This window comes from Paraburkholderia sp. J69-1, assembly GCF_905220255.1.
Classification (GTDB): domain Bacteria; phylum Pseudomonadota; class Gammaproteobacteria; order Burkholderiales; family Burkholderiaceae; genus Paraburkholderia.
In genome coordinates, this window is the sequence record NZ_CAJMZG010000006.1 from 199119 (window position 1) to 223950 (window position 24832).

A 24832-nucleotide genomic window follows, 5' to 3' on the forward strand; every position below is an offset into this window, starting at 1 on the left:
TCGACTGAACGGCACCATGTACGGCAAGAAACCCCTCAGTAAGTCGATGTTGTTGCCCGGGTCGCCCACGGCGATCCAGGAGCGCCTGCTGCGTATCCACCTCGCGCTTGCAGCCCTGCTGTGCGGCAAAGGCAATGGCCATCAACTGGCCGTGCTGATCGAAACGGCGTATCTGACCTGGTTCTTATGCGACGCGGGAATCTGTCATGCCGATCACACAGAATTTAAGGACATCGAACGAATGATCGGCAGCACCACGCACGACACCGATCTCGATCTCTACGCGCTGCGCGAAGACGACAAGGCGCTCGCGGCCTGGCTGCTCGATCTGCACGAGCGGCAATTGCGCCGCGCGCCGGTATTTACGGTACTCAAGGCGCAGGAGCGCCTCGCGCATTTCGCGCGCAGCGGCCGCGATGCGCCCTGGGAGCGCTAGACGGCCAGCGCATCAAGGCGCGCTGGCCGCATGACAGACCGCTTCGACGCGATTGCCCGCCGGATCGACAAGAAACGCCGCGTAGTAATCGCGATGATAATGTTCGCGCAAACCGGGTTCGCCGTCCGAGCGTCCGCCCGCTGCGAGCCCGGCTTCGAAGAAGGCATCGACCTCGGCGCGCGATTGCGCCTTGAAGCACCAATGGCGCTTGTTTGGCGCGATTTCGCGGGTATCGCCGCTGGTATCCAGATACACAGCGAGACAAGTCGAAGTCAGATCGTTGGCATCGCAACGTTCTCCGTAGCCGAGCGCCGCAGGCCGGTCATAGACCTTGCAGGCACCGAGCGCTGTCATGATGGCGTCATAAAACGGGCGGGCTGCGTCCAGATCGGGCACGCCGATCGATACATGGTCGAGTAATTGCATCGCATGGGCTCAAGTTATATTCGAGCCCATTCTATACGGCCAATTTAGCGACTTCCGGGCGCACGAGCTTCAGGCCGCCGCGCCGTCTTTTGACGCGCATATCCGCAAAGCATCCACGGCGGCTATACTGGGCGCCTCCTTTCGTCCGACAAATCGCCGGAGTGCGAGTCATGCGGTTTTCCGTCTTTGCTTCCCCGGCCAACGCGGCCGAACGAAATCGATTTCATGCGCGCTCGCTCGAGCATCAGCGCCCGCTTTCGTTCGTCACCATGTCGCTGTCGATCGGCGCCTTTACGCTGTTCGCGGTGGCGCGCGCGCAACTGTTCAGCGCGCCGTTCCCGTTCTGGATCACGGCGCTCGCCGGCCTGCTGCTCGTGCTGCTGGTGCTGGCCATTCCGCGCTCGCGTACGACGGCGCAATTCGGCTTTATCGGCGTGGCCTATGTGGTGATCATGCAACTGGCGGCCAACGCGCTCGTGCAAGGCACCGACGACAAACTCGCCTGGATGACACCCGCCGTCGTGGCCATTACGCTGTGCGCCGCGCCGCTCTGGCTCACGCCGCGCCATTTCGCGGTGGGCAGCGTGGGTTATTACGCCGCGACGCTGCCCTTCGTATTCAGCCTGCCGCACGACGCCGCGCAACTCGCGATCTTCGCCGTATGGGTCGTGATCGCGTTCGCGACGGCCGTGGTGTTTCATTTCGGCTTCTATCACTTCCGCTATCGCCAGTTCCGGCTCGAAGAAACGCTCACCAGACTCGCCGCCACCGATGCCTTGACCGGCGTGCTGAACCGGCGCGCCTTTCTCGACGAAGCCGCCAGTTTTATCGACGCGCGCCGCAAAGCGGGCCGCCCCGTCGCCCTGCTGTTTGTCGATGTCGACCAGTTCAAGTCGATCAACGAACAGTTCGGCCATGGCGCGGGCGACAAGGCGCTGCAAAACGTGGCCGATGCGATCGTGCAGCACGCGCCCGAAGGCGCGCTGATCGCCCGCATGGGCGGCGAGGAATTCGTCGTGCTGGTGGAAGAACAGGCGCCCACGCCCATCGCGGGCCTGGCCCAGTCGCTGCGCCATGTGGTTTCGCAGATCGCGCGGCCCGACGGCTTCGTGACCGTGAGCATCGGCGTGGCGCAAATGCGCGCTGAAAATACCGAAGACGATATCGACGACAATCTCGCCGCGCTGCTCGAACGCGCCGACGAAGCGCTATTCCGCGCCAAGCAGGCCGGGCGCAATCAGGTGGCATTCGAGCGCGGCACCTCGCTGGTGGCCGTGCGCAATACGGCCGCGAACGACGCCGTTCAGCAGGCCAGCGCGCCGCAACCAGCGCAACGCCTGCGCTGGCGCGACGTCACGCTGCTATCGCATTTCCAGCCGCTCTGGAGCCTGCCGCGCGAAAAGCTGATCGGCGTAGAGGCGCTGCTGCGCGGCGAAGACGATCACGGCGGCCTCGTGCCGCCAGTCGTGCTGTTCGGCGGCCTCACGCCGGCCGAATTACGCGAACTCGATGTGCTCGCGCATCGCTGCCATCTGCAAAGCGCCGCGGGCCGTCTGCCGGAAGGCGCGCGGCTGTTCCTGAACATCCTGCCGTCGACTTTCATCCGCACGGGTTACGACACCGAACTCGCGCGCATGGTCGACGCAGCCGGTCTCGCGCCCGGCGATATCGTGCTGGAACTGCTCGAATCCGACGATGCCTGCCCGGACGCGCTCTCGCTGGCCGCGAACCGCTATCGCGACTGCGGCTTCCTGATCGCCGTGGACGACTTTGGCGCGCGCTACTCGAATCTCGACCGCCTGCTGCGCATCCAGCCCGACCTCGTGAAACTGGACGGCGAACTGATCCGCGCGCGCAATCGCCGCTCGGGCCGCCCGTTGTTGCGCGATATGGTCACGCTGCTGCATCAGGCCGATATCGTCGTGGTGGTCGAGGGCGTGGAGACGACCGAAGAACTCGTGCTGGCCGTCGAGGCGAAAGTCGATATCGCCCAAGGCTTTCTGCTCGGGCGCCCGAACGCTTCGCTGGCGCCCGCCGACACCACGCCCACGCGCATCGACCATGCTTTCGATATTGCCGCCGAAGCGCGCGCGGTGCGCATGAGCCGCTTCGACGGCGCAATCCGCCCGTGGCTCACCGACCTCGCGGAAGCGAGCCGCCAGGTGCAGTCCGGCGTCCCCTATCCCGAATCGCTGGCAAAACTGCTGGCCGGGCCGCAATGCGTGCGCGCCTTCGTGCTCGGCCCGACCGGCCGGCCCACGCTGTTCGAAGCGCGCGGCGCGGCGCGCACCGACCCGCCGCTGAGCCTGCACAACGGCAGCGACGCGGCCGGCGGCCGCTGGGACCATCGCGCGTTCTTCTGGAAAGCCACGCGCAACAACGGCCAGGCGGTCTACTCCGGCCCGATGCTCTCGCCGCTGACGGGCTGCCTGTGCGTGATCGCTTCGATCGCCATCGAGGTCAATAGCCAGCAAGTCTTGCTCGCCGTCGAACTGGACTGGGCATCGCCCGATCTGCCTTGGCCGGAAGCCGCTTGAGGGACGATGGGAGAGCCTGGGTGAGCGCGAGCGCATGACGCGTTCGAGGCACGCGTTGACCCTCACGGCTGCCCTCGCCAGCATCATCGTTTCAAGCCCCGACATTGTTCGGGGCTTTTTTGTCCCTACATCCAGGGTACCGGGCGAGCGTATTCAATCACTGCCGGACGGATCGACACGCAATCATGACGAAACATTTCAAACTCAATGGAAGGCGCCAATCCGCAATACGGCGGCATTCATCGAATGATGACATCAGAATTACCCGGCGATTACATTTTCGTCATAAATAGAATTTATTCCGCGAAAAAACCCTTGAATCTCACAACCAACACGCTCCGATTCCGAACGATCAACAATGAATGACAATAACTATTGTTCAATATCTCGGCGCGAGTTATTCATACAAATATGCAATGAATTTGAAAAGTAATATCTTGTAAGTAGCATCCATTCCAGCATCGATATCCTTATTTTGCATTGATGCGAAAACGGTATCTTATGCCCGGCAAACAAGAAGCCAACTCTAAGGTACGGTGTGTTTCTCAAGTTATTTTTTATCCTTAATCGAAGCACTGGGAGCCGGTTTGGGATCTGTGGGTGCAATTGGAGCGCTCGGTTGTGTAATCGCATGTCAAGCGCCAGATCCTGGCTGGTAGCCAATTGAAGAATAACTTGTTGAGTAGCAGCAAACGAATGCCCCTCTCTAATAACGCATTTTTAATCTATCCGTCGCCAGCAAAGCTCTTTGCGATTTTGATAACGTCCACTGTTTTTTTTGGCTGCAGCAGTGTTCAACCACCAAGGGTCTCAGTGAGTGGATTACCGGTGACCGCGAACCATGTTTGCGTGGATGTTAATGAATCGGTGCCATCGGGCGATCTTCTTCGGGCTATCGAGATTTCTTTGCACGAGGAAGGAATATCAAGCACCCTCTATAGCCACGGCACTGAGCGTACCGAGTGCAAGACCACTCTGAAATATTCAGTTCATGCGCGAAGTTTCGATGGCTTCACGGCTGCTGATTCGAACGAACACTGGAATTCAATTGATTTCTCGGTCGTACAACGGCAGATCGTCGTTGCGGTTGGACGATTTGAGTCTAGCGGTCTGAATGCACGCTCTGTTCCGTTCGAGGATATCGAATCGATGGTGCATGAGTTGATTCGGCCTGTACCGGCAGTCATATCTTCGCGTAGCGGGAAATCGGCGCACAAGCTCGGAGAGCAGAATGTGTCGGCTTCTCGTTAGCGACAAAGCTGATGGTTCGCCCTTACTGGCACGCTCAACAATGTCATGGGCCCAACATTAAAGATGTCATCACGCGCCGGCCCAATGCATGGCGTTCCGCGGCACTTTTCGCATTTTTTATCCAGAGGAGACAATCTTTGAAACGCCTCGGTTTCGTGTTCATCGTGGCGTTGCTACGTACGCTTTCGATACTTCCTTATCAATTCGTCGCACGGCTTGGGATGGTGATCGGCACTGCGCTGTATGCTGTTCCCAGCCGCCGCAAGCATATCGTCCTTGTGAACTTGCGTCTCTGCTTCCCCGAGAAAACCAGCAGCGAGCTTCAGCAGCTCGCAAGAGAGCACTTCCGCCACGTTGTTCGCAGTTATCTCGAACGAGGCATCCAGTGGTTCGGCAGTGCGCAGGCGATCCGGGACATCGTTCAGATCGAAAGCAAAATTGATCTGGACGACGACGCGGCCCCTCCCACCATCTTTATGGGGTTTCACTTCGTGGGCATCGAGGTCGGTTGCATGCTCTACTCGACCCGCCTACCGGTTGCCTCGCTGTACACACGTATGTCAAGCACGGCCCTATGTGCGCTGGCCAGGCGACAACGCGGCCGTTTCGGGGCAGAGATGATCGAACGCGCGACCAGCGCCAAAAGGATCGTGGGATTGTTACGTTCCGGCAAACCCGTCATGCTCGCGGCAGACATGGACCAGGGCGTGGACAACTCAGTTTTTGTCCCGTTCTTCGGCGTTCCCGCCTGCACGCTAACCGCTGTTTCGCGTCTCGCGAAACTGGGACGCGCGCGGGTCGTTCCATTCGTGACTGAGGTGCTCCCAAACTATCAGGGATATAAGTTGACGATTTTCGAGCCGCTCGCGAATTTCCCATCGGGCTGTGATGTGGTCGACGCACGCCGCATGAATGCGTTCCTCGAGGAGCAGGTCGTTAAATATCCCGAGCAGTATTACTGGGTGCACCGGCGCTTCAAGCATCGACCACCTGGTATGGCATCGGTTTATTGAACGGAGCGCTGGACCAGGCGACCGGCAGGCAGTGTTCGAGGAAGAATGCCTGCCGTTCGCTACGTCTGAAGCGCGCATGCCCAATCTCGGATGTCTGCGCTCAATAACGCGAGAGGGGCGTCTTTTCGCATTGTGACAAGAGCGGTCGCGACTAGATTGTCCGTTTTCGGCACATTTTCCCAAGTCGCATCTTTTTTCCGGGATAGCACGATCACGAAAAGCGCCACCTGACAAGGCTCGACCAGAGCCGTTCCTGACGCGCGTCATTTTGTCGCCTATTTAACCCTTCTCTGTGAGGGGACAATATTCAGGAACCGATCAGAGGAGTGTTTCGATGCTGTCCCCTACCGCGGTATCCCAAGTCGTCGTCCGCCATGGCGGTCCTGCCAGCCGCGCGCCCATCGCCGCCAAACAGACGGTCGCGCGCTGCTCGGCCTGCGCGATGCGCCATCTGTGCATCCCGCAAGGCCTCGCCTCCGACGAAGTGCCCAAGCTCGAAGCCCTGATCTGCAGCGTGCGCAAGGTCCGCCGCGGCGAAGCGCTCTACCGCGCCGGCGACCGCTTCGACAACCTCTACGCCGTGCGCTCCGGCTCGCTCAAGACGCTGATCGTGCATCGTGACGGCCGCGAGCAGATCACCGGCCTGCAACTGGCGGGCGAAGCGCTCGGCCTCGACGGCATCGCCAGCGACACGCATGCGTTCAGCGCCATCGCGCTGGAAGACAGTTCGATCTGCACCCTGCCCTACGCCGCGCTCAAGAGCCTGTGCCGCGAAACCGCGACGATGCAGGAACGCCTGCACCGCCTGATGGGCGACCAGTTCAATCGCGAAGCCTCGCAGATGATGGTGCTGGGCTCGCTCTCCGCCGAAGAGCGCGTGGCCGCGTTCCTGCTCGATGTCTCGGAGCGCAACTGGCAGCGCGGCTACTCGCACACCGAATTCCATCTGCGCATGTCGCGTGAGGATATGGGCAGCTATCTGGGCATTACGCTCGAAACAGTGAGCCGGATTCTCTCGCGCTTCCAGAAACGCAATCTGATCGACGCGCAAGGCAAGCTGATTCGTATCGTCGATATGGAAGGGTTGCGGGCGCTTTAAAGGCGCTTCTTTAAATGTGTTCTTTAAAGGGGCATTAACGGCACGGGCGTCGGACGTGCCGCTTTTTACTCGCTTGCTGGCCTGTCAAGCACCTGGCCAATGACGCCCATCAAGGCATCGGCACGGATTCCAGAGGTTTGCAGCGCGGCTTCGGGCGATAATGTGCGCCCTTTTCCTGATCACTCGCAGCATCGCAATAATCAGGAATACCAATCATACCGATAGCACCGCCATGCCAGACGCCGAAGCCCTGATAGACGCTCCGAATCCGTCGCTTCAGACCATCCTCGAAAGGCGCTTCGCGGGCGATTGGGCAGCGGTCGAAAGCCTGTGCCTCACGTCGCTGGCCCATGATCCCGCCAATGCGGAAGTCGCGTGGCAACTGGCTGGCGCGCAATGGCGCCGGCATGCGCCCGCAGCAGCCGAAAACACCATGCGCGGCGCCCATGCCCTCAACCCCGGCAACGCGAACATCGTCGCCGCCATGGCACAATTCGTGGCGGAGCAAGGCCGTTACGGCGAGGCCCAGCGTCTCTACGAACGCGCGCTCAAGCTCGATCCCGGCGCGACCACGCCAGCCGTGGATCTCGCCGAAATCGAATTGCGCAACGGCGATTGGCGACGCGGCTGGGCGCGCTACGAAGCGCGCCTTGGCCGGGCGGATCGCGCGCACAACAGCATCGTGTCGATCATGGCGCGTGTCGCGCCGCATTGGGCCGGTCAATCGCTCGAAGGCCGCACCTTGCTGGTGTACAGCGAACAAGGCAACGGCGACGATCTGCAAATGGCGCGCCTGCTGCCCGCGCTCGCGGCGCGCGTGCAGCATGAAGGCGGCCGGATGGTGCTGGCGTGCAGGCAGGCACTGCATGCGCTTTTTTCGCGTCATTTCGCGCCTTGCGTCGAAATCGAAACGCAGGCCTACGCGCAGCACGGCACGCCCGACTACTGCCTGCCGATCATGAGTGTGCCGCTCATGCTGCGCCTCAAGCCGGACGACGTGCGCGGCACGCCGTATCTGGCAGCGGACGCCTCCCGCGTAGAGGCATGGCGCGCGCTCGTTCATGCACGCACGCCCCGGCGCGACGCATTGCAGATCGGCCTCGTCTGGCGCGGCGACTCCAAACATCGGCGCGACGCTCAACGCTCGATGGATCTGGAAACGCTCGACGCGCTCTTTTCTGTGCCCAATGTGGTTTTTCATCCGCTGACACCCGGCGGCACGGCACTGCCCGCCAGCGTGGCGCATTGCGATCTCACGCATCACTATCAGCTCGGCTTCGACGATGTGGCCGCGCATGTCAGCACGCTCGATGCCATCGTGACCATCGACAGCGCGCCGCTGCACCTTGGCGGCGCGTTGGGCATGCCGGTCTATGCGATGCTCGATCACGTATCGCAATGGGCGTGGGGAAGCGCCGAAAAGCAGCGCTGGTACGACAGCGTCACGCTATTCCGCCAGCCGCGCCCCGGCGACTGGCAACCCGTGGTCGCGCGCGTCGCGCAAGCGTTGCACGCACTGGCCTCGGCGCGAGCGTAATGCCAGACGGCGAGATGCGGTTATAGTGCGCATGTCGCGCCTTGAAACGTCCCGCCAATCATGCCGGATCAAGCTGCTCTTCCCGCCGCCGCCCCCCATTTCACCGATATCCGCGGCAAACGCCTTGCCTGGTGGACATCGGGCAAGGGGTCGCCCAGCGTCGTGCTCGAAACCGGTCTGGGCCTGGAGAGTGCAGCCTGGCAGGACGTGCAAGCCGCAATCGAGCCGCACTTTCGCGTGTTTCGCTACGATCGCGCGGGACGCGGCGCCAGCGATCCCGCGCGCGGCCCGCGCGACGCTAACGCCATGATCGAAGACCTCGCGCAACTCCTGCAGTCAGCGCGCCTTCCCGCGCCGTGGCTGCTGGTCGGTCATTCGTTTGGCGGTCTGCTCATGCGCCTCTTCGCTCATCGTTTTCGCGCACAGACCTGCGGGCTCGTGCTTGTCGAAGCCATGCACGAAGGGCAATTCGAGCGCTTCGGCCCTGCATTCGTCGAACCTACGCCGGACGATTCGAGCGCACTGCAGTCGATGCGCGCACTCTGGCGCGAAGGCTGGCGCAATGCGCGCACCACGCCCGAAAACATCGACTTTCCCGCCAGCTTTCGCGCGGCGAGCGCAATCGATACGCTCGGCGATCTGCCGATGGCCGTGATCGTGGCGGCGTCGTTCGAGCATTCGCCTTTCTTCGTGGCCGAACAGCGCGAGGCGTTGCAGCACGCCTGGGAGCGTATGCAGGAAGGTTTTCTCGCGCTGTCTTCTCGCGCCGAACTGATACGCGCACCGCAGAGCGAGCATTTCGTGCAGCGCGACGCGCCGCAAGTTATCGTCGATGCAATCGGGCGCGTAGCGCGAGCGGTTTGAAACGAGCGCCGGGCTCGCGCAAGATGGTCGACACCTGAAAATTAATCAGGATGCCTGCGTAGTTTCATCTTCATCGAAGACCAGCGGCGCAATATCGACATTGGGCAACTGTTCGAGCAGCGCGGGCGCGAGCAACAGCTTGGTGGCCCGCACGCCTGCGCCCATGACAATGCGCTCGCGCGCCATCACCGCAGCATCGACGAGCACGACCCAGTCTTCGGGCACGCCGAATGCCGTGATGCCGCCGAACTCCATCCCCGTGAGTTCGACCGCCTGTTCGCGCTTCGCGAACGACAGCCGCTGCGCACCCAGCCGCGCCTTGACCGCGCCATTGACGTCGAGCCGGCGCGAGCCGAGCGTCACCACGGCGGCGTGACGTTCCGCACCCTCGCGCTTGTAGCGCAGCACCAGCGTATTCGCGCAGTCTTCGAGGCCGAAACCATAACGCTCGCTGAATTGCGCGGTGTCGGAGGCATCGTCGGCGACGCTGAAGACCGTCACGCCTTCTGCTGGCAAGCGGGCCATGACGTTGGGCGGCAGATGGTGTTCGCGTTGCGCGTCGGGAACGATGTCGAGTTGATGATGCGGGGCTTCCATGCGATGCGGTCTCCGTCGATTGCAGGGTGCAGCCGCATATTTTACGGGCAACGGGCGCACCGCCGCTTGCCGACCCGCGGGCAGCCGCGCAAAACGACCCCTATAATGACTGGCGCAGTGTATCGACGTATTCGCCGTTCTCCTCCGGACCCGCACCATGACCCACACCGACTCCCCGTTCTCCGAACAGCTCTTCTCCTACGGCACCCTGCAGCTCGAGCAGGTGCAGATCGCCACCTTCGGCCGCAAGCTCGATGGTGAAGCCGACGAGATGCCTGGCTTTTCGCTCACGATGCTCAAGATCGAAGACCCGGCTGTGGTCGCAACCAGCGGCAAGACCCATCATCCTGTCGTGACCTGGACCGGCAATCCCGCCGATCGCGTGAGCGGCGCCGTGTTCGCCATCACGCCGGAAGAACTCGCGCACGCCGATGCCTACGAAGTCGCCGAATACCGGCGCGATCTCGTCACGCTCGCTTCCGGCAAGCAGGCGTGGGTGTATGTGGACGCCAATTCGCGCCAACCCGGTTAATGCCCGGCTGAACGCCATAAAGACGGATTAAATCGCTCGCGGCTGCATTGCCTCGCTTTGCAGCCGGCTCGAGCGAACAAAACCCGCAAGGTTTTATCCAGCAGAAATGCCATTGAGAATGACGCAATCGAAAGTCATGTTTATGCAAAATTCCGATCGTCGATAAAAGCCATATCGCATTGCAACGTCTGAATTCGCCACTGACTTTCATGTCTCCAGCATGCTTTTAAATATAAAAGCATGATCCATTCGGCAATTCGACGATAGCGTCCGCCACTCTGTTGTCTTCTCCTTGTTTCAAATCATGGTTGTCCCGCTGCGCACATGTTAAATATTGCGCCCCTGCCACTTCACAGAACCCTGATCCGAAAAGCGTTGTTTAATAGGGTCTTGCGTATCGATTTCCTGCATGGGAGTCCGTGGGACTGAAGTACTCCCGTCGTTGGCCGTGGCAGCAACAACGTTGTCAAACCAGCGGTTGAAGAAGCCTGATTAAAGGAGAAGGCGAATGACACAACGTCTTGACAGACTTGCAGTCCTCGCGGCAGTGGCGCTCACGTTCTGCGCAGCCGGCGAGGCTGCCATGGCGGCTAAGAAAGTCGTCGCGCCAGCTGCTGCAACGAAACCCGATCCAGAGGCACTGGACGCCCCGACCAGAATGAGCAGCTTCATGGAGACGGTCAAGCAATTCGATCTAGACGTTGATTCAACGAACGATCAGCTCATGGTCAACGGCGCAATTGATCCAGCTATCGCACAACACGAAACTGACAGTTAGCCGTCCCGATAGTCTCAAGGTCAATATTGTCGGTGGCGCACCGGGTTACAGCCGCCACGTTTTTTACAACGGCAAAACTTTTACACTGTTTACCGAACCGGGTAATTACTATGCCAGTGCTCCGGCTCCTGCAACAATCAAGGAGCTAATGGGCGATCTCGAGAACAAATACGGCATTGAGTTGCCGCTCAGCGATATCTTCACGCTAGGCGCCAATCCCGACGATTTAAAACATGTGACGTCGGCCGTCTATATCGACGATGAAGTCGTCAGCGGCAATACGTGTTCCCACTATGCCTATCATCAAAACAATCTGGACTGGCAAATCTGGATTCAGAAAGGCAGCCAGCCTTTGCCCTGCAAGTTGAATATCGTCACGTCGCAGGACAAGGAACGGCCACAGTACACGGCGATCTACCACTGGAATCTGAAGCCGGAAATCAGCGCGAAGCTGTTCGACTTCTCGCCTCCTGAAAATGCACATCAGATCAAGTTCGTGCAAACCAACGGCGCCCAATAGGCCAAGAGCCCGATAGACCAATAGCCTTTCAATCCAGAGATCATCATGAAATCAAAGAGAATCTTGACGGCGACTGGCGTGGCACTGATCGTTGCAATGAGCACGACTTCGGCGAGCGCGTTTCAGGTCCGCGGTGGTGCGCAAACGTCCGTGAATCGCGCGAATATGGCAAGTTCGCACGATACCAATGTCGCCACGCGGCAAGCCAATCGAACCACGCGCGAAGGCAATCGCCAGAACACCGCCCAGCAGGTCAGTTCGAACCGGACCAATGCAGCGCAAAACATCAGCAATAACCGCGCCAACGTCGCCAACAACTACAACGACAACCACGGTGGCTGCTGTTATAACGGCGGCTGGTACAACGATCACCCGGTTGCGACAGCCGCCGCAGTGACTGGCGCAGTGGTCGCCACAGCGGCCGTGGTGGGCTCGATCGTCCACACCCTGCCGCCTAGCTGTTCGGCGATTAACGTCAACGGTGTCACGTATCAGCAGTGCGGCTCGACCTATTATCAGCCGCAGTACTCGGGAACGACGGTGCAGTACATCGTCGTCAATCCGCCGCACTGAAATACCGTGCCATTCGAATCTCACGAATAAAAAGCGGGCCGCTGGAAATTCCAGCGGCCCGCTTTTCAACAGCTTCGGAAACCGGCTCGCGCCATCAGCGCGCGGCGGTCTGCATCAACTCAACCTGCCAGATCGGCCGGCAGCTTGCCGCCGTTCGCGGCCAGCGCAGCCATCACCTGCTTGTGCAACCAGATGTTCATGCTCGCGGAGTCGTTCACGTCGCCCGAGTACTTGAGCTCCTGCGCGAGTTGCTTGCGGTGATCGAGGCTGCTGTCCACGCCGAGCGCCTTCATCGTATCGACGATCGACACGCGCCAGTTCAGCGTCTGGCCGCTTTCGGACACCAGCTGGTCCATCACGGCGGCAACATCGACATCGGTGAGCGGCGCAGGCGCCGGCGCGGCTTCGGGAGCGGCGGCCTGGGCGGCTGCGGGGTCCGGCGTCGGCTCGGCGGCCGGCGGCGTCTGGTCGGGTTTGGCCTTGTGGAACAACTTGTTCACGATATCGCCAAAGATGCTCATTTGCTTGACTCCTATGGGGTTGCTGGTTGCCGAGGCGGCGCCGCAGCGCCGGTCTTTTCCTCGTCAGGCGAAAGTATGCCGGAGCTTCGGAAAATGCCGTCCCGAAAACGTCCTGTCACACGCGCTTCACACTGCCGACGTTGGCGATCACGTCATTTTCAGCGCAACTCGCAGATAAGCTGCAGCACGGCCTGCGCCCGTTCGAGCGGCAGATCGCGGATCGACAGATGCACCGTGCCCGTTTGCTCGCAGTCGACAGCAACGTCGATCTGCGGGCCACCCGTGACCAGACGCGGCAGCGCCACGCGGCTATGCCCTGTCCATTCAGTGCTATGCAAGCCGATACTCGCCAGCAGTCTGGGCATCAGAAAGCCGTGAGCGGGCTGCGCGATCGCGAGCGCGGGCACGCGGGCGGCGCCTGCATCTGCGCCTGCACATGCGCCATGCGTACCGGCTGCGCGCCACCCAGCCGGCGCGCGGCGCGAATCCGCTCGAGCACGTCGATATAGCCCGGCATCAGACGCACCTTGATATCCTCGGCGAGACGGTTGGCCTTCTTGCTCAGCGACAGCGAGATTGCGCGCCGGTAGCCGCACGCGCGCACCATTTCGATGCTCGGATATTCAGCCGCCAGCACCGGCGCGCCGTTCAGCGCGAGCACGGATTCCACCACCAGCCGCCCCGCCGCCTCAGGCGGCGAGAAACGCAGCAGCAGCGTGGCATCGGGATCGATATTGGGCAGATGCACCACCCAGACCTGCGCTCGCGGCATGGAGGCTTCATGGTCGATGCTCGCGTGCAGTGCATGCGCAAGCACCTGCACCTGGCCGCCATAGTCGAAATCGACGGCGGCCGTGCTCATGGTCGCACCCATGGTCGCACTCATGCCCGCACTCATGGCCGGCCCGCCTGGCAATCGCCGCGCAGCAAGGCCCACTCTTCGCATTGATGGCCGTTCGGCAGCTTGCAGATGCCGGTCTGCCCGTCCGCCGTTTCGACGATCTGCAGCGTTCCGCCGTTGTGGATGCAGTTGACCGAAGCCGGGTTCGCCATGGCCGCCTGCTGCCGCGCGGGGCTTTGCGCGCTCATCGGCAACGGTTGTGCGCACGCGGAAGTGACGGCGAATATCGCCACGAGTGCAGGAAGTGCGGGGAGGAAGTGGATTGTTTTCATATTGGCCACCGGGTAAGCGAGCATGTCGATACGCCGCCGGGTGAGATCCGCGAAGCCGGTCCACAGGGCGGCGAGCACGCCGGGCTTCTGCCTGAGTTCTGCTTGTGTGCTATCTGAGCGGCGATCGAAACCCGTGCATCCCTGACGGTACAACATGCCCGACGCCGTTGCGCGCAACGCGCCGCCATTTCGGAATTTACTGACCCGGCGCGCGACAGCTAGCGGAAGCAAGATCAAATTGTCGTGACCGCAGAGGCTGAGCGCTACTTCCTGATCGCCGCCGTCACCACGATGTATTCGCCGGGATGGCGCTGCTTGAGCAGGACCCAGGCTTGATCGACGGCGGCATCGCCGGACACGGCATCGACGCGGATTGCCGAGCCGATATCCGTCGAAGTGTTCACATGACGATGCGTATATTTGACGATGAAGGCCGGCATATCTTCCTTGAATAACGGTTGCGGACGACGCGAGCGCTTGCTGGCCGCGATCGGCTCCCTGACATCCGCCGTCTGAGTTTTGGGCGAGTGTATCGCTGTGACCCTGAAATCGGTACGCCAGCCGACGGCGTTTGACATCGCCGCCCGCGCCGGGATGCCGCGACGCGCGACAGGCGTGGCGCAGCGGCAATTCGCAGAATGTTTCCGATCGTTGAAACCCATCGCTGCGTCTCGCAAAGCACGTGCCGTAAACGCCGCGCGGCCCGTCATGGACGGGCCGCGCAGGCTCACTACCCCTCTTTCAATGCGACGTTACAGCCGCGAACGCCCGAGCCGGCTGTACGCCAGCGCATCGCGGCGCTTCAGACGGCGCGCCAGCGCCACGCCGATCACCGCAAACACCGGCAGCAGCGCCGTCAACGCATACGAGAGCGTCGCGCCGGCACCCGTGAGCAACGGGAAGTTCGCCACCGCCAGCAGCAGCACCACCGCGAGCGCAATCCCCGAAATCAGCGGGAACCAGACGACGCGCAGCGCACCTTCCTCGCGCACCGTCTGGCGGCGGAAGAACACGAACACCGCCGCCGAAGCCAGCGTCATCAGCGCGATGATGCACAGCGTCGCCACATTGGTAAGCCACGAGAACAGCGTCAGCACCGGGTCGGCATGCGCGACGATGAACACCAGCACCACCACGGCAGCAATCGCCGATTGCCAGAGCGATCCGATATGCGGGCTGCAATGCTGCGCATGCGTGCGGCCAAGCGACTTCGGCAGCAGACCTTCGCGGCCGCTCGCAAAAAAGTAACGCGCCGCGGAGTTGTGGAACGCCAGCAGCCCGGCATACACGCTCGTGATGAACAGCACGCTCATCGCGCCGGTCAGCGTGCCGTTGGCGTAGTGATCGGAGAGCGTGTAGAGGAAGGTGGTCGGGTCCTGAAGCGCGCCGAGCGTCTTGACGATATCGTCCGCGCCCGCGCCGATCACCATGCACCAGACCGAGAACGCGTAGAACCCGCCGATCAGCAGCACCGAGATATACGTCGCGAGCGGCACCGTGCGTTGCGGATCTTTGGCCTCTTCGCTGTAGATCGTCGTGGCCTCGAAGCCGATAAAGCTCGCGAAGCAGAACAGAAAGCCCAGCGCAGGCGTGCCGCTCAGGAACACGCGCGGCGTGAACGACACGGCGTTGACGCCATGCGCGCCGCCGCTCTTGAGAATCGCGAGATCGAGAATCAGCACGACCACATATTCGCCGAGCACCAGCAGCGAAAGCACCTTGGCCGACAAATCGATCTGCCGATAGCCGAGCACCGCAATGCTTGCCATCGCCGCGAGCGAGCAGATCCACCACGGCGCATTCACGCCGAAGTGCGTTTGCAGAAAGCCCGACGCCACCGCGCCGAACATGCCGTAAAGACCGATCTGCATCGTGTTGTAGCCGAGCAGCGCCAGCAGTGCCGCCGCACCGCCGGCCGTCCCGCCAAGCCCGCGCGCGGTGAACGCATAGAAGCCGCCCGCATTCGTGACGTGACGCGACATCGCCGTATAACCCGCCGCAAACAGCAGCAGGATCACGACCGTGGCCACGAGCAGCGCCGGTGTGCCCGCGCCGTTGCCAAGCATGATGCCGATAGGAAAACCGCCCGCGATGGCCACCAGCGGACCGGCCGCGGAAATGACGAAAAAGACGATGAAGCCCAGGCCTAAAGCGCCTTTGCGTAGTTCGGTCGAGGGCGTGGGTTCTGCCGCGACGTTCATGTATCTCGCTCCGATAAGTATTAATCGTGCCGCGGCGCGCACGCATGCAGGCCGGGTGTCGAGATGCACTGTAGAGAGCCAATATTGCCGACCGGCAGCACAAATCGGCAAGCCGCGCGGCAAGGGGGCGGAACCAGGGTTAGTCGGGAGAAGAATGCGCCCTGAAACAGGCGGTGTTGTCAGTCAAACGAAAACTGCCGATCAGCTTTTGCGCACCGTTTGCGAGGGCAGTTCGCCGAACAGGTCGCGATATTCGCGCGCGAAATAACTCAGGTGCGTAAAGCCCCAACGCGCGGCCGCATCGCCAATCAGGAGTTCGTCCGCGCTGGTGGAGCGCAGCAGACGATGCACGGCGTTCAAACGCAGCGAGCGCAGATATTCCACCGGCGTGACGTTCGCCACGCGCTGGAAGCTCGTTTGCAGCGTGCGGCGACTGCAGCGCAGCATGCGGCACAGGTCGAGCACGGTGAGCGATTCTTCGGTGTTGTCTTCGGTGATGCGCTCGCAGCGCTTGACGATATCGCTATAGGTGGCGTGCGTGAGGTCGCGCGAGGGCAAACCCGTTGCGCTTTCGAGCAGGCCGAGCAGCACGCTCAGCACTTCGTCCTGGAACCGTTTGACGCTGGCGCCATGGGCGGCCGCATCGGCAAACGCCGCGCGCTCGCGCTCGCTGGCATCGAGAAAAGGGGCAAGGCGCAGGCGCAGCACCTGTGCGGCTTCGGCGGGAAACGGCACCACGTTGCGGCGCAACTGGCGCGCGGCCTCTTCACCGATGGTGACGGCCACGAGTTCGAACATGGTTTCGGCGGGCAGGCTCACGCCTACGTAATGCATGGCCTCGGGCGTGTAGAAGCGGAACTCCTCGCCGGGGCCGAGTTGCATGAGCGCATAACCGTCCACCTTCTGGCCCTGGAACGTGCCGACGACGGGCGCGTACAGCGGCACGGCGAGCGAAGCGAAGCCCGCGGGCGAGACGCCCGCCTGGACCACGCGGCGGTTGGTCTGCTCGCGAAAGAAGTGAAATTCGCTCGACGAAGCCTGCACGAGCCGGCTTTCGTAGCGGCCCGGCGTCATCTGACGATAGACCTGCTCCCAGCCGCTCACGGCGAGCGAATGATCATGCACGTCGGCAAGCGCGCTGACCCTGAAATCCATCGGCTGTCTCCTGCATGAATCAGCAGCATCCTGATCGTCGAATGCCTGTCGACGAATTTTAATCGATGAACCAGGGAGCGGTCTTGCCTTAAATAAATGCCCGAATAGGTTGCGATGAAGAATGCGCTGAAATTCAGGCCTGTGCGAAACCCGCCGCCAGCGCCTTGACGATGGCGTCGATCTGTTCGGTCTCGATCACGAGCGGCGGCGAGAGAATGATCTTCGTGCCGACCGGGCGCACCAGCACGCCGTTCTCGCGGGCGATTTCGGCCACGCGGCTGGCGTAACCGTCGGTGGGATCGATCGGTTCGCGCGTCGCCTTGTCCTTGACCAGATCGAGCGCCACCATCAAGCCCTTGCCGCGCACGTCGCCTACAGCCGCATAGCGCTGCGCGAACGGCTGCAGCGCTTCGAGCAGATGCTTGCCCTGCGCCGCCGCATTGGCCGGCAGGTTTTCATCGGCAACGATCTTGAGGTTGGCCAGCGCCGCCGCGCACGCAACCGGATGCCCCGCATAGGTGTAGCCGTGCATGAGCGCGCCCGTGAAGTCGGCGTTCTTCATGAAGGCCTGTTCGATGCGCGCGTTGAAAGCCGTCGCGCCCAGCGGAATATAGCCCGATGAAATACCCTTCGCGAAGCACATGATGTCCGGCTTCACACCCCAGCCACGGCTGCCGAACAGGCTGCCCGTGCGGCCAAAACCGGTGACGATTTCGTCGGCGATCAGCAGGACTCCGTATTTATCGCAGACTTCGCGAATCAGCGGCCAGTAGTTCTCCGGCGGCACGATCACGCCGCCCGCGCCCTGCACCGGCTCGGCGATGAAAGCGGCCACCGTATCCGGGCTCTGGAACAGGATCTCGCGTTCGAGCATTTCCGCACAGATGCGGCCCAGTTCCTGCGAGTCCTGCGTGAACGGATTGCGATAAAGCCACGGCGTTTCCACATGGAAGCAGCCGGGCAGATTCGGCTCGTAATTGCGGCGAAAAACCGTATTGCCATTGACCGACGCTCCGCCAAAATGCGTGCCGTGATAGCCCTGCTTGAGCGAAATGAACTTGGTACGATCGGCCTGACCTTCGACCTTCCAGTACTGGCGTGCAAGCTTGAGCGCCGATTCCACCGCGTCCGAACCGCCCGAGCTGTACATCACGCGCGTCATGCCTTCGGGTTCGAGCATGTCGATCAACCGACGCGAGAGTTCTTCGGCGCGCGGATGCGAAATGCCATCGAAAAGCTGGAAATATTCAAGCTCGTCGAGTTGCGCGGTAATGGCCGCTTTCACCTCGGAACGGTTGTGGCCGATGTTCACATTCCACAGACCCGCCACGCCGTCGACAAGCTGCTTGCCGTGCTCGTCGAAGACAAAGCAGCCGTCGCCGCGCACGATGCGGATCGGCGTACGTTGCTGCATTTCGGCGGGATGGATCATCGGGTGCCAGAAAGCGGAATTGGGCTTGCTCATGGTGTCTCCGTCGAATACTCGATGAATGCGCGCGTTCAATGCGCAATGCAGATGGATTTGGTTTCGGTAAAGCCTTCAACGGCGTATTTGCCGAATTCGCGACCCATGCCCGATTGCTTGTAGCCGCCGAACGGCATCGACGGATCGAGCGGCACGTGGCAGTTCACCCAGACCGTGCCGGCCTCGATGCGCGGCACGAGATTCATCACGGCGCGCAGATCGTTGCTCCAGAGGCTCGCGGCCAGGCCATAAGGCGAATCGTTGGCAAGGCGCAGCGCCTGCTCGGGATCGTCGAAGGGAATCAGTGCGAGCACCGGGCCGAACACCTCGTCGCGCACGAGCGCGGCGTCGTGCGGCACATCGTCGATCACGGTGGGACGCACGTAATAGCCGGGATGATCGACGCGCGTGCCGCCTGCGAGAAAGCGCAGGCCATCGGCGTGCGCGCGCGCGATATGCTGCTCGACACGATCGCGATGCTGCGCGGACACCAGCGGATTGATCTGCGCGTTCGGATCGAGCCCGGCGCCGAGCGTCATCGACTTCGCGACATCGGCGAGACCGTCGGCAATCTGCCGATACTTGCTGCGATGGATATAGATGCGCGAAGCCGCCGCGCACACCTGCCCCTGGTTCAGAAAGCCGCCTGCGAGCGCGCCCTGCACGGCCTGATCGACATCGACATCGGCGAGCATGACGGCCGGATTCTTGCCGCCCAGTTCCAGTGAAAAGCGCGTCATGTTCTGCACGGCGGCCGTACCGATCAGCTTGCCCGTGGGCGTCGATCCCGTGAAGGAAATCTTCGCGATGGCAGGATGCGAAGCGAGCGCCGCGCCGCATTCGCGCCCGCCCGTGACGACGTTGAACACGCCCGGCGGAATGCCCGCTTCCACGGCGATTTCTGCGAGACGCAGCGCCGTGAGCGGCGTTTCCGGCGACGGCTTGATGACGATCGTGCAGCCCGCCGCGAGCGCGGGAATCAGCTTCCACACGGCGATCATCAGCGGGAAATTCCACGGCACGATGCCCGCGACCACGCCAACCGGCTCCTTGCGCGTGAAGGCCGTGTAGCGTGCGCCGGGCGGGAACGGAATCGACACGTCGAGCGTTTCGCCGGTGATCTTGGTGGCCCAGCCGGCCATATAACGCACGTATTCGACGGTCGCGCCCACTTCGATCGCACGCGCGATATTGATCGATTTGCCCTGCTCCAGCGTTTCGAGCTGCGCGAGATCTTCGGTGTTGGCTTCGATGAGATCGGCGAAATGCAGCAGGATGCGTTCGCGATCCGCAGGGCGCAGACCGCTCCAGACGCGTGCGTCGAAGGCCTCGCGTGCATTGGTGACGGCGCGATCGACATCGGCGGCGTTGGCGTCCGCAACCGTGGCGATCACCTCGCCCGTGGACGGATCGAATACATCGACGCGCTGCGCGGCTTGCGCGGGCTGCGGACCGCCGTTGATAAAGAGACCGTGTTCGCGCGCCAGAAACGCACGCACGTTGTCGCTGACCCGGACCTTCGCATCGCTACTCATATCGTCAATCTCTCGCTAATCACCAGTGGGCAAAGCCCCGCGCGGCGGTCGGTGCGCTGGCGCAGACGGGCATCTGATGCCGACTTTAGGGGCGCAAGTCATGGCGCGTTAGCGCAAATTGGCAGATCGAGATGCGCTGCGGGTATACATCGATGCAGGTTCACGCGTGCGCGTGCGCTTGCGCTCAGCCCCACACGCAGCGCTCGAAACCGTCGCGCTCGCGAAACGGACGCTCGGGCATCAGCACGGCTTCGGCGGCGTTCACCTGCATCAGCAGCACGTGACGCAGGCCGTCGTCATGCGCGACGATGGCGAAGGCGGTGTCGTCGTCGCCATGCCTGAAGCGCGGATCGGCGGCGACGATATCGGGATCGTCGTGCAGACCGTGACAGCGCGCGGTATCGGCGATATTCCAGCAGTCGGGCAAACGCAGCAGGACATCGGGCACGTCCTCCTCGCGCGAGATCACCGCGGCGCCGGCGTGCGCGCAGCGGCGGAACCAGCCCGGCTCCTGCGCGGGCTCGACGGCCACGGCGGCGACCGCATAGAGCAACAGACCGCTTTCTTCATACGTGGCGGGAGCGGCGTCGACCAACTGGGGCGCGCAGGCGCTCATCGTGCGGACCTCGTCGAAAGGCAATTCATAGGAACAGCGCGCCGATCAATTCCGTGCGGCTCGATACGCCGAGCTTGCGGAACATGCGCAGCAAGTGCGTTTTCACCGTCGGTTGCGAGAGTTCGAGATCGCGCGCAATCGCCTTGTTGGACAGGCCATCGCGCACGAGACGCGCAATCTGTTCCTCGCGGTGCGTGAGGCGCGGTGCATCGGCATCGTCGGCGGGCGCGGCCAGATGCATGGCGGCCTCGCTGCGCAGCACGGGCTCGAGCGCGAGTTCCAGCAGCGGTTGCAACGTGTTGGCCTGATCGATTTCGTGCGGCGTGAACGGCGGATCGGGGGCAAAGCGCAGCAGCGAAAACGCGGCGGCGACCGTGCCTTCATCGCGGAGCAGCACTTCCATCACATCCACGACGCGATGCGGCTGCAAAAAACGTCGCCAGTAGACCGATTGCGCGCGCAGCGCCTCGGGCAACTCGCCCGCGAGCGTGAGGACGTTGCCATGCTGGCGCAAATAGCGCGACGGGTGCATCGGATCGAGCACCAGATAGCGCTGGAGCCACGTGCGATGCATGGTTTCCGCGAGACCGAAAAGCTCGAAACCCGAAGGCTGCTGATGCGCGCCGATGCGGTAGAACACGGTCGCGCCTGGGCGCAGCAGCTTCGTGAGCGCGGCAACGGCGGTATCCAGCGCGGCGGCGCGGTGGTCTTGCCTGGGCATGTGAGATCTCCATCGTCCCTCGGATATCGGCGGGATTGTTCGACGATGCTAGGCAGGCGGGCGGCCCAGGTGTGAGCGCAAATTGGCAAATGGGCGGCGCGTTGTCATCCTTTTGCCCGATAGGCTGGGCTATGAGGGGCGCCTAGACTCGGCGCACGCCTGCATTTTGGCGCTGTTCGGGTCTATTCACTCTGGAGTTGCTTGCATGACATCTGCTAATTCATCTGCGCAGGGCTGTGTTGTTATTACCGGTGCGGGGACGGGTATTGGCGAAGCTTGCGCGAAGCTGTTTGCCGCGCAAGGCGCGCGTGTTGCGTTGATTGGGCGGCGGCGTGGGCCGCTTGAGCGTGTTGCGCAGGAAACGGGCGGGATCGTGCTGGAAGGCGATGCCGCTTCTGCTGCCGATTGGGAGCGGTTTGGTGCTGTGCTGGAAGCTGAAGGCGGTGTTGCTGCGCTGGTGGCTTGTGCGGGTGGGTTGGGGATGGGGAGTGCGCTTCAAACCAGCGACGGTGATTGGGCTGCTGCCATGCGGGCTAATGTGGATACTGCGTTTGTGAGTGCGCGGGCCTGTTTGCCGCAATTGATCGAGCGGCGGGGGGCGATTGTGATGGTTGCTTCTATCGCTTCGCTTGCGGCTGGGCCGGAGGTTTGTGGGTATACCACGGCCAAGCATGCGCTGATCGGATTGATGCGCTCGCTTGCGCGGGACTACGGGCCGTTGGGTGTGAGGGTTAATGCCGTTTGTCCGGGTTGGGTCAGGACGCCTATGGCTGATGCTGAAATGCAGCCTCTCATTGATCGCTATGGCGATTCGCTGGATCAGGCTTATCAACGGGTTTGTCGTGATGTGCCTTTGCGGCGGGCTGCTAGTGCCGATGAGATCGCTCAGGTTTGTGGGTTTCTTGTTTCGCCTGCGGCTAGTGTTGTTACTGGGGCTGCTATTGTTGCTGATGGTGGGTCTTCTATTGTTGATGTGCCTACTATTGTTTTTGGGCGGGATTTTTAGGTTGGTTTTTTTGGGGCGGTTTATTGGCGGTGTCGCGGATCCTTGTTTTCGTGTCGGTCTATTAGCGTTGCCCCTGTGCGGGGCGGCACCTACTTTTCTTTGCAGCGGCAAAGAAAAGTAGGCAAAAGAAAGCCGCTACAAACGCCAGAATGACGCAGTCCACAAACAGCCGTTAAGGGGGAAAGGTATAGGAGCATCCGGTCCCCCGCGCCACCAAAGCTAGTGACAAGGCGCCCGCCCACCCGGGGACGCTGCGCGCCCCGAGAGGCATAACGCAAACCGAAGGTTTGCTGGTTTCCGTGGCAAACCCAACCGTTGCGCGCGCAGCGAGCAACGGGATGTATGACGGCTTTGTCACTACCTTTGAAGGCGCGAGGTGACGGACGCCCCTATACCATTCCCCGTGTAAGGCTGGTTGTGGACTGCGTCATATTGGCGGTGTGAGCGGCTTTCTTTTGCCTACTTTTCTTTGCCGCTGCAAAGAAAAGTAGGTGCCGCCCCGCACAGGGGCGACGCTAATAGACCGACACGAACTCAAGGATACGCGACACCGCCAGCAGGCGCCCCACTAGACCCCTCAGGCAAAGTAGCCCCACCATCAACCACAATAGTCTGCCCAGTCACATACCCAGCGGAAGGCGAAGCAAGAAACACCATAGCCGCAGCAACATCCTCAGGCTCCCCCAACCTCCCAAGCGGCACCGCCCCAGCAATCCGCGCAGCAAGCGCCTCATCCCCCAGATTCCCCATAGCAGGAGTCCGAATCATCCCAGGCTCCACGCCATTAACGGTAATCCGATGCACAGCCAGCTCCAGCGCAGCGGCCCGAATAAACCCATTCACCCCCGCTTTAGAAGCCGCATAGTGCGCCAACCCAGGATAAGCAACTCGCGGCCCAGTAACAGAAGAAGTCACCAGCAAACGCCCACCACCTTGCCTTACAAAAGCCGGCGTAGCAGCCTGCGCCAACCAAAAAAGCGCACTGAGATTCACAGCCAGCGTGCGCTCCAGCACCTCAGCAGAGATAGCCTCAAAAGCGGTCAGCGGAAAATACGCCGCGTTATGCACCACCACATCGAGCCGCCCAAAATCGCTCTCAACCTGCGCGATCAGCGCCAGAATCTGCTCGCGCACAGCGAGATCGACCTCATAGACACGATGCCCCTGCGGCCCCAACTCACCCAGCCAGCCGCGCGCCTTATCAGCCTGCAAATCCACAAGCGCAATACTCGCCCCCTCACGCGCGAACGCTTCGACGATCCCGCGCCCGATCCCCTGGGCGCCGCCCGTCACCAGCACAGTACGCCCTGCAAAAAGGCCCGTCATGACGGATACCGCGTGATATTGAGCACCTGTGCATGCGCGCCCACCGGGAAATTCGACAGCGCATCGAACCGGCTACCCTGATAACCAAAAATCTTGCCGTCGGTTTTCATCCGTTCGAGATCGATCATCACGACACCCAGCGTCGGCACGATCTTCTCGCGCCAGACAAAGAGATAAAGCTTTTCGTCGATACCGATCATGTGACAACGGTCCACGTCCGCCAGGCCCGCTTCCACGCCGCTCAGGCACTGCCACGCGTAGAAATTCTCGTTCAGATAGATGTGTTCGTAACGCTCCGTCGCGCTATACGTGTACAGATTGCGCATGCCGATCAGTTCGTTCGTAGGCGCGTGCAACGGCATCTGCGCAACGCTCACGCCCTCGCCCGCCGCAATGCGGCCATGCCGCAATTGCATCTGCACGCCCGTCAATTCCATACCGCGCTCAACGCGCGTAAAGGCGTCGATATGCGTTTCCGTTTCGCTCGGCAAGGCGCCCGCCACCACCGTGCACAAGGCACGGCGCAGATCGAGTACGTAGCTCGTGGAAACGTTGCGCGGCTTGCCCTGATCATCGGGAAGCGATGCATCGGCGCCCACGTAATCGACGAAATACATGCCCTCGCGCACCGAACTCACCCGGCAATCATGGCGCGTTCTAGCGCCGCCCGAGCGCTCGACCTCCACGCGTTGCGAGCTCGCGAAATGCAGCGTTTCGCTCGCTCCATCCGCGAATTCCAGCGTGAAACGGCGGCCTTCGAGATCGCCCGTCGGCGTGAGGATATGGCTATCCGGTGCGAAACCTTCGGCGAGTGCGCCGACCTGAATGAAAACGGGTTGGGACGACATGATGAGGAGAACTCCATGGAAAGTGTGTGAGGGCCGCACGCGCCCTGAAAGAAGCGGCGGCGTGACTCACACTCTACGGAGCCGCCCCGCCGCGCGGCATCG

General features: G+C 61.8%; 27 protein-coding genes. 12 read left to right on the forward strand and 15 right to left on the reverse strand.

Features of this window, described 5'->3' with window-relative positions; all coding sequences use genetic code 11:
* Positions 1 to 16 precede the first annotated feature (16 nt).
* Complete coding sequence (locus U5A67_RS13010) at positions 17 to 436, forward strand: hypothetical protein (protein ID WP_205987622.1); 420 nt, start codon at positions 17 to 19, stop codon at positions 434 to 436.
* A gap of 12 nt (positions 437 to 448) precedes the next feature.
* On the opposite strand, the gene U5A67_RS13015 is transcribed toward U5A67_RS13010, so the two are convergent.
* Entirely contained in the window at positions 449 to 862 is a 414-nt protein-coding gene (locus tag U5A67_RS13015; protein ID WP_321814834.1) for a VOC family protein, read from the reverse strand.
* A 170-nt stretch (positions 863 to 1032) separates the two neighbouring features.
* Here U5A67_RS13015 and U5A67_RS13020 point away from each other — a divergent pair, with 170 nt between their 5' ends.
* The 6 genes from U5A67_RS13020 (at position 1033) to U5A67_RS13045 (ending at position 9163) form a co-directional block, all read left to right on the forward strand.
* A complete protein-coding gene (locus tag U5A67_RS13020) occupies positions 1033 to 3399 on the forward strand; it encodes a bifunctional diguanylate cyclase/phosphodiesterase (protein ID WP_321814833.1) in 2367 nt (788 codons plus the stop codon).
* Positions 3400 to 4227: 828 nt separating this feature from the next.
* Positions 4228 to 4650, forward strand: coding sequence for a hypothetical protein (locus U5A67_RS13025; RefSeq protein WP_321959704.1), 423 nt, complete (start codon positions 4228 to 4230; stop codon positions 4648 to 4650).
* A 137-nt stretch (positions 4651 to 4787) separates the two neighbouring features.
* Positions 4788 to 5663 (forward strand): lipid A biosynthesis lauroyl acyltransferase, encoded by an 876-nt coding sequence (locus U5A67_RS13030; protein ID WP_205987618.1) that lies wholly within the window; start codon positions 4788 to 4790, stop codon positions 5661 to 5663.
* A gap of 442 nt (positions 5664 to 6105) precedes the next feature.
* Positions 6106 to 6762, forward strand: a complete 657-nt coding sequence (locus U5A67_RS13035; protein ID WP_205987651.1) for a helix-turn-helix domain-containing protein — start codon at positions 6106 to 6108, stop codon at positions 6760 to 6762.
* A 232-nt stretch (positions 6763 to 6994) separates the two neighbouring features.
* On the forward strand, positions 6995 to 8299 hold the full coding sequence (locus U5A67_RS13040) for a tetratricopeptide repeat protein (RefSeq protein ID WP_321814830.1): 1305 nt from the start codon (positions 6995 to 6997) through the stop codon (positions 8297 to 8299).
* 60 nt (positions 8300 to 8359) lie between these two features.
* Entirely contained in the window at positions 8360 to 9163 is an 804-nt protein-coding gene (locus U5A67_RS13045) for an alpha/beta hydrolase (protein WP_321814829.1), read from the forward strand.
* A gap of 45 nt (positions 9164 to 9208) precedes the next feature.
* On the opposite strand, the gene U5A67_RS13050 is transcribed toward U5A67_RS13045, so the two are convergent.
* Positions 9209 to 9760, reverse strand: a complete 552-nt coding sequence (locus U5A67_RS13050; RefSeq protein WP_321814828.1) for a YbaK/EbsC family protein — start codon at positions 9758 to 9760, stop codon at positions 9209 to 9211.
* Between the two features lie 157 nt (positions 9761 to 9917).
* Between U5A67_RS13050 and U5A67_RS13055 the strand changes: the two genes are divergently transcribed.
* The 4 genes from U5A67_RS13055 to U5A67_RS13070 all read left to right on the forward strand — a co-directional run bounded on the left by U5A67_RS13055 (position 9918) and on the right by U5A67_RS13070 (position 12163).
* On the forward strand, positions 9918 to 10292 hold the full coding sequence (locus U5A67_RS13055; protein ID WP_205987613.1) for a gamma-glutamylcyclotransferase family protein: 375 nt from the start codon (positions 9918 to 9920) through the stop codon (positions 10290 to 10292).
* A gap of 508 nt (positions 10293 to 10800) precedes the next feature.
* On the forward strand, positions 10801 to 11070 hold the full coding sequence (locus U5A67_RS13060; RefSeq protein ID WP_321814827.1) for a hypothetical protein: 270 nt from the start codon (positions 10801 to 10803) through the stop codon (positions 11068 to 11070).
* A complete protein-coding gene (locus U5A67_RS13065) occupies positions 11033 to 11590 on the forward strand; it encodes a DUF2092 domain-containing protein (protein WP_321814826.1) in 558 nt (185 codons plus the stop codon). Before U5A67_RS13060 ends, U5A67_RS13065 begins: the two co-directional genes overlap by 38 nt.
* A gap of 45 nt (positions 11591 to 11635) precedes the next feature.
* Entirely contained in the window at positions 11636 to 12163 is a 528-nt protein-coding gene (locus U5A67_RS13070) for a DUF6515 family protein (protein ID WP_205987609.1), read from the forward strand.
* Positions 12164 to 12282: 119 nt separating this feature from the next.
* On the opposite strand, the gene U5A67_RS13075 is transcribed toward U5A67_RS13070, so the two are convergent.
* The 11 genes from U5A67_RS13075 to U5A67_RS13125 form a co-directional block, all read right to left on the reverse strand.
* Positions 12283 to 12684 carry a DUF3597 domain-containing protein gene (locus U5A67_RS13075; RefSeq protein WP_321814825.1) on the reverse strand — a complete coding sequence of 134 codons (402 nt, stop codon included), beginning with the start codon at positions 12682 to 12684 and terminating at the stop codon, positions 12283 to 12285.
* A 158-nt stretch (positions 12685 to 12842) separates the two neighbouring features.
* Entirely contained in the window at positions 12843 to 13049 is a 207-nt protein-coding gene (locus tag U5A67_RS13080) for a hypothetical protein (RefSeq protein ID WP_321814824.1), read from the reverse strand.
* Positions 13049 to 13570, reverse strand: a complete 522-nt coding sequence (locus U5A67_RS13085) for a hypothetical protein (protein ID WP_321814823.1) — start codon at positions 13568 to 13570, stop codon at positions 13049 to 13051. The genes U5A67_RS13080 and U5A67_RS13085 overlap by 1 nt, the downstream gene beginning before the upstream one ends.
* A gap of 8 nt (positions 13571 to 13578) precedes the next feature.
* Positions 13579 to 13935 (reverse strand): DUF333 domain-containing protein, encoded by a 357-nt coding sequence (locus U5A67_RS13090; RefSeq protein WP_321959705.1) that lies wholly within the window; start codon positions 13933 to 13935, stop codon positions 13579 to 13581.
* A gap of 185 nt (positions 13936 to 14120) precedes the next feature.
* Positions 14121 to 14435, reverse strand: a complete 315-nt coding sequence (locus tag U5A67_RS13095) for a hypothetical protein (RefSeq protein ID WP_321959706.1) — start codon at positions 14433 to 14435, stop codon at positions 14121 to 14123.
* Positions 14436 to 14609: 174 nt separating this feature from the next.
* Positions 14610 to 16058 carry an APC family permease gene (locus U5A67_RS13100; protein ID WP_321814820.1) on the reverse strand — a complete coding sequence of 483 codons (1449 nt, stop codon included), beginning with the start codon at positions 16056 to 16058 and terminating at the stop codon, positions 14610 to 14612.
* Between the two features lie 201 nt (positions 16059 to 16259).
* Positions 16260 to 17213, reverse strand: a complete 954-nt coding sequence (locus tag U5A67_RS13105; protein ID WP_321814819.1) for a helix-turn-helix domain-containing protein — start codon at positions 17211 to 17213, stop codon at positions 16260 to 16262.
* A gap of 133 nt (positions 17214 to 17346) precedes the next feature.
* Complete coding sequence (locus U5A67_RS13110; RefSeq protein ID WP_321814818.1) at positions 17347 to 18678, reverse strand: aspartate aminotransferase family protein; 1332 nt, start codon at positions 18676 to 18678, stop codon at positions 17347 to 17349.
* Between the two features lie 35 nt (positions 18679 to 18713).
* Positions 18714 to 20213, reverse strand: a complete 1500-nt coding sequence (locus U5A67_RS13115) for an aldehyde dehydrogenase family protein (protein WP_321814817.1) — start codon at positions 20211 to 20213, stop codon at positions 18714 to 18716.
* Positions 20214 to 20397: 184 nt separating this feature from the next.
* A complete protein-coding gene (locus tag U5A67_RS13120) occupies positions 20398 to 20829 on the reverse strand; it encodes a hypothetical protein (RefSeq protein ID WP_205987599.1) in 432 nt (143 codons plus the stop codon).
* A 25-nt stretch (positions 20830 to 20854) separates the two neighbouring features.
* The gene (locus U5A67_RS13125) at positions 20855 to 21550 is read right to left on the reverse strand and encodes a helix-turn-helix transcriptional regulator (protein WP_321814816.1); all 696 of its coding nucleotides are present in this window, start codon (positions 21548 to 21550) and stop codon (positions 20855 to 20857) included.
* A gap of 205 nt (positions 21551 to 21755) precedes the next feature.
* On the opposite strand from U5A67_RS13125, the gene U5A67_RS13130 reads away from it, so the two are divergent.
* Entirely contained in the window at positions 21756 to 22556 is an 801-nt protein-coding gene (locus U5A67_RS13130) for an SDR family oxidoreductase (RefSeq protein WP_321814815.1), read from the forward strand.
* Between the two features lie 534 nt (positions 22557 to 23090).
* Here U5A67_RS13130 and U5A67_RS13135 read toward each other — a convergent pair.
* Positions 23091 to 23882, reverse strand: a complete 792-nt coding sequence (locus U5A67_RS13135) for an SDR family oxidoreductase (protein WP_321814814.1) — start codon at positions 23880 to 23882, stop codon at positions 23091 to 23093.
* Positions 23879 to 24730 carry a MoaF C-terminal domain-containing protein gene (locus U5A67_RS13140; RefSeq protein ID WP_321814813.1) on the reverse strand — a complete coding sequence of 284 codons (852 nt, stop codon included), beginning with the start codon at positions 24728 to 24730 and terminating at the stop codon, positions 23879 to 23881. Before U5A67_RS13140 ends, U5A67_RS13135 begins: the two co-directional genes overlap by 4 nt.
* Positions 24731 to 24832 lie beyond the last annotated feature (102 nt).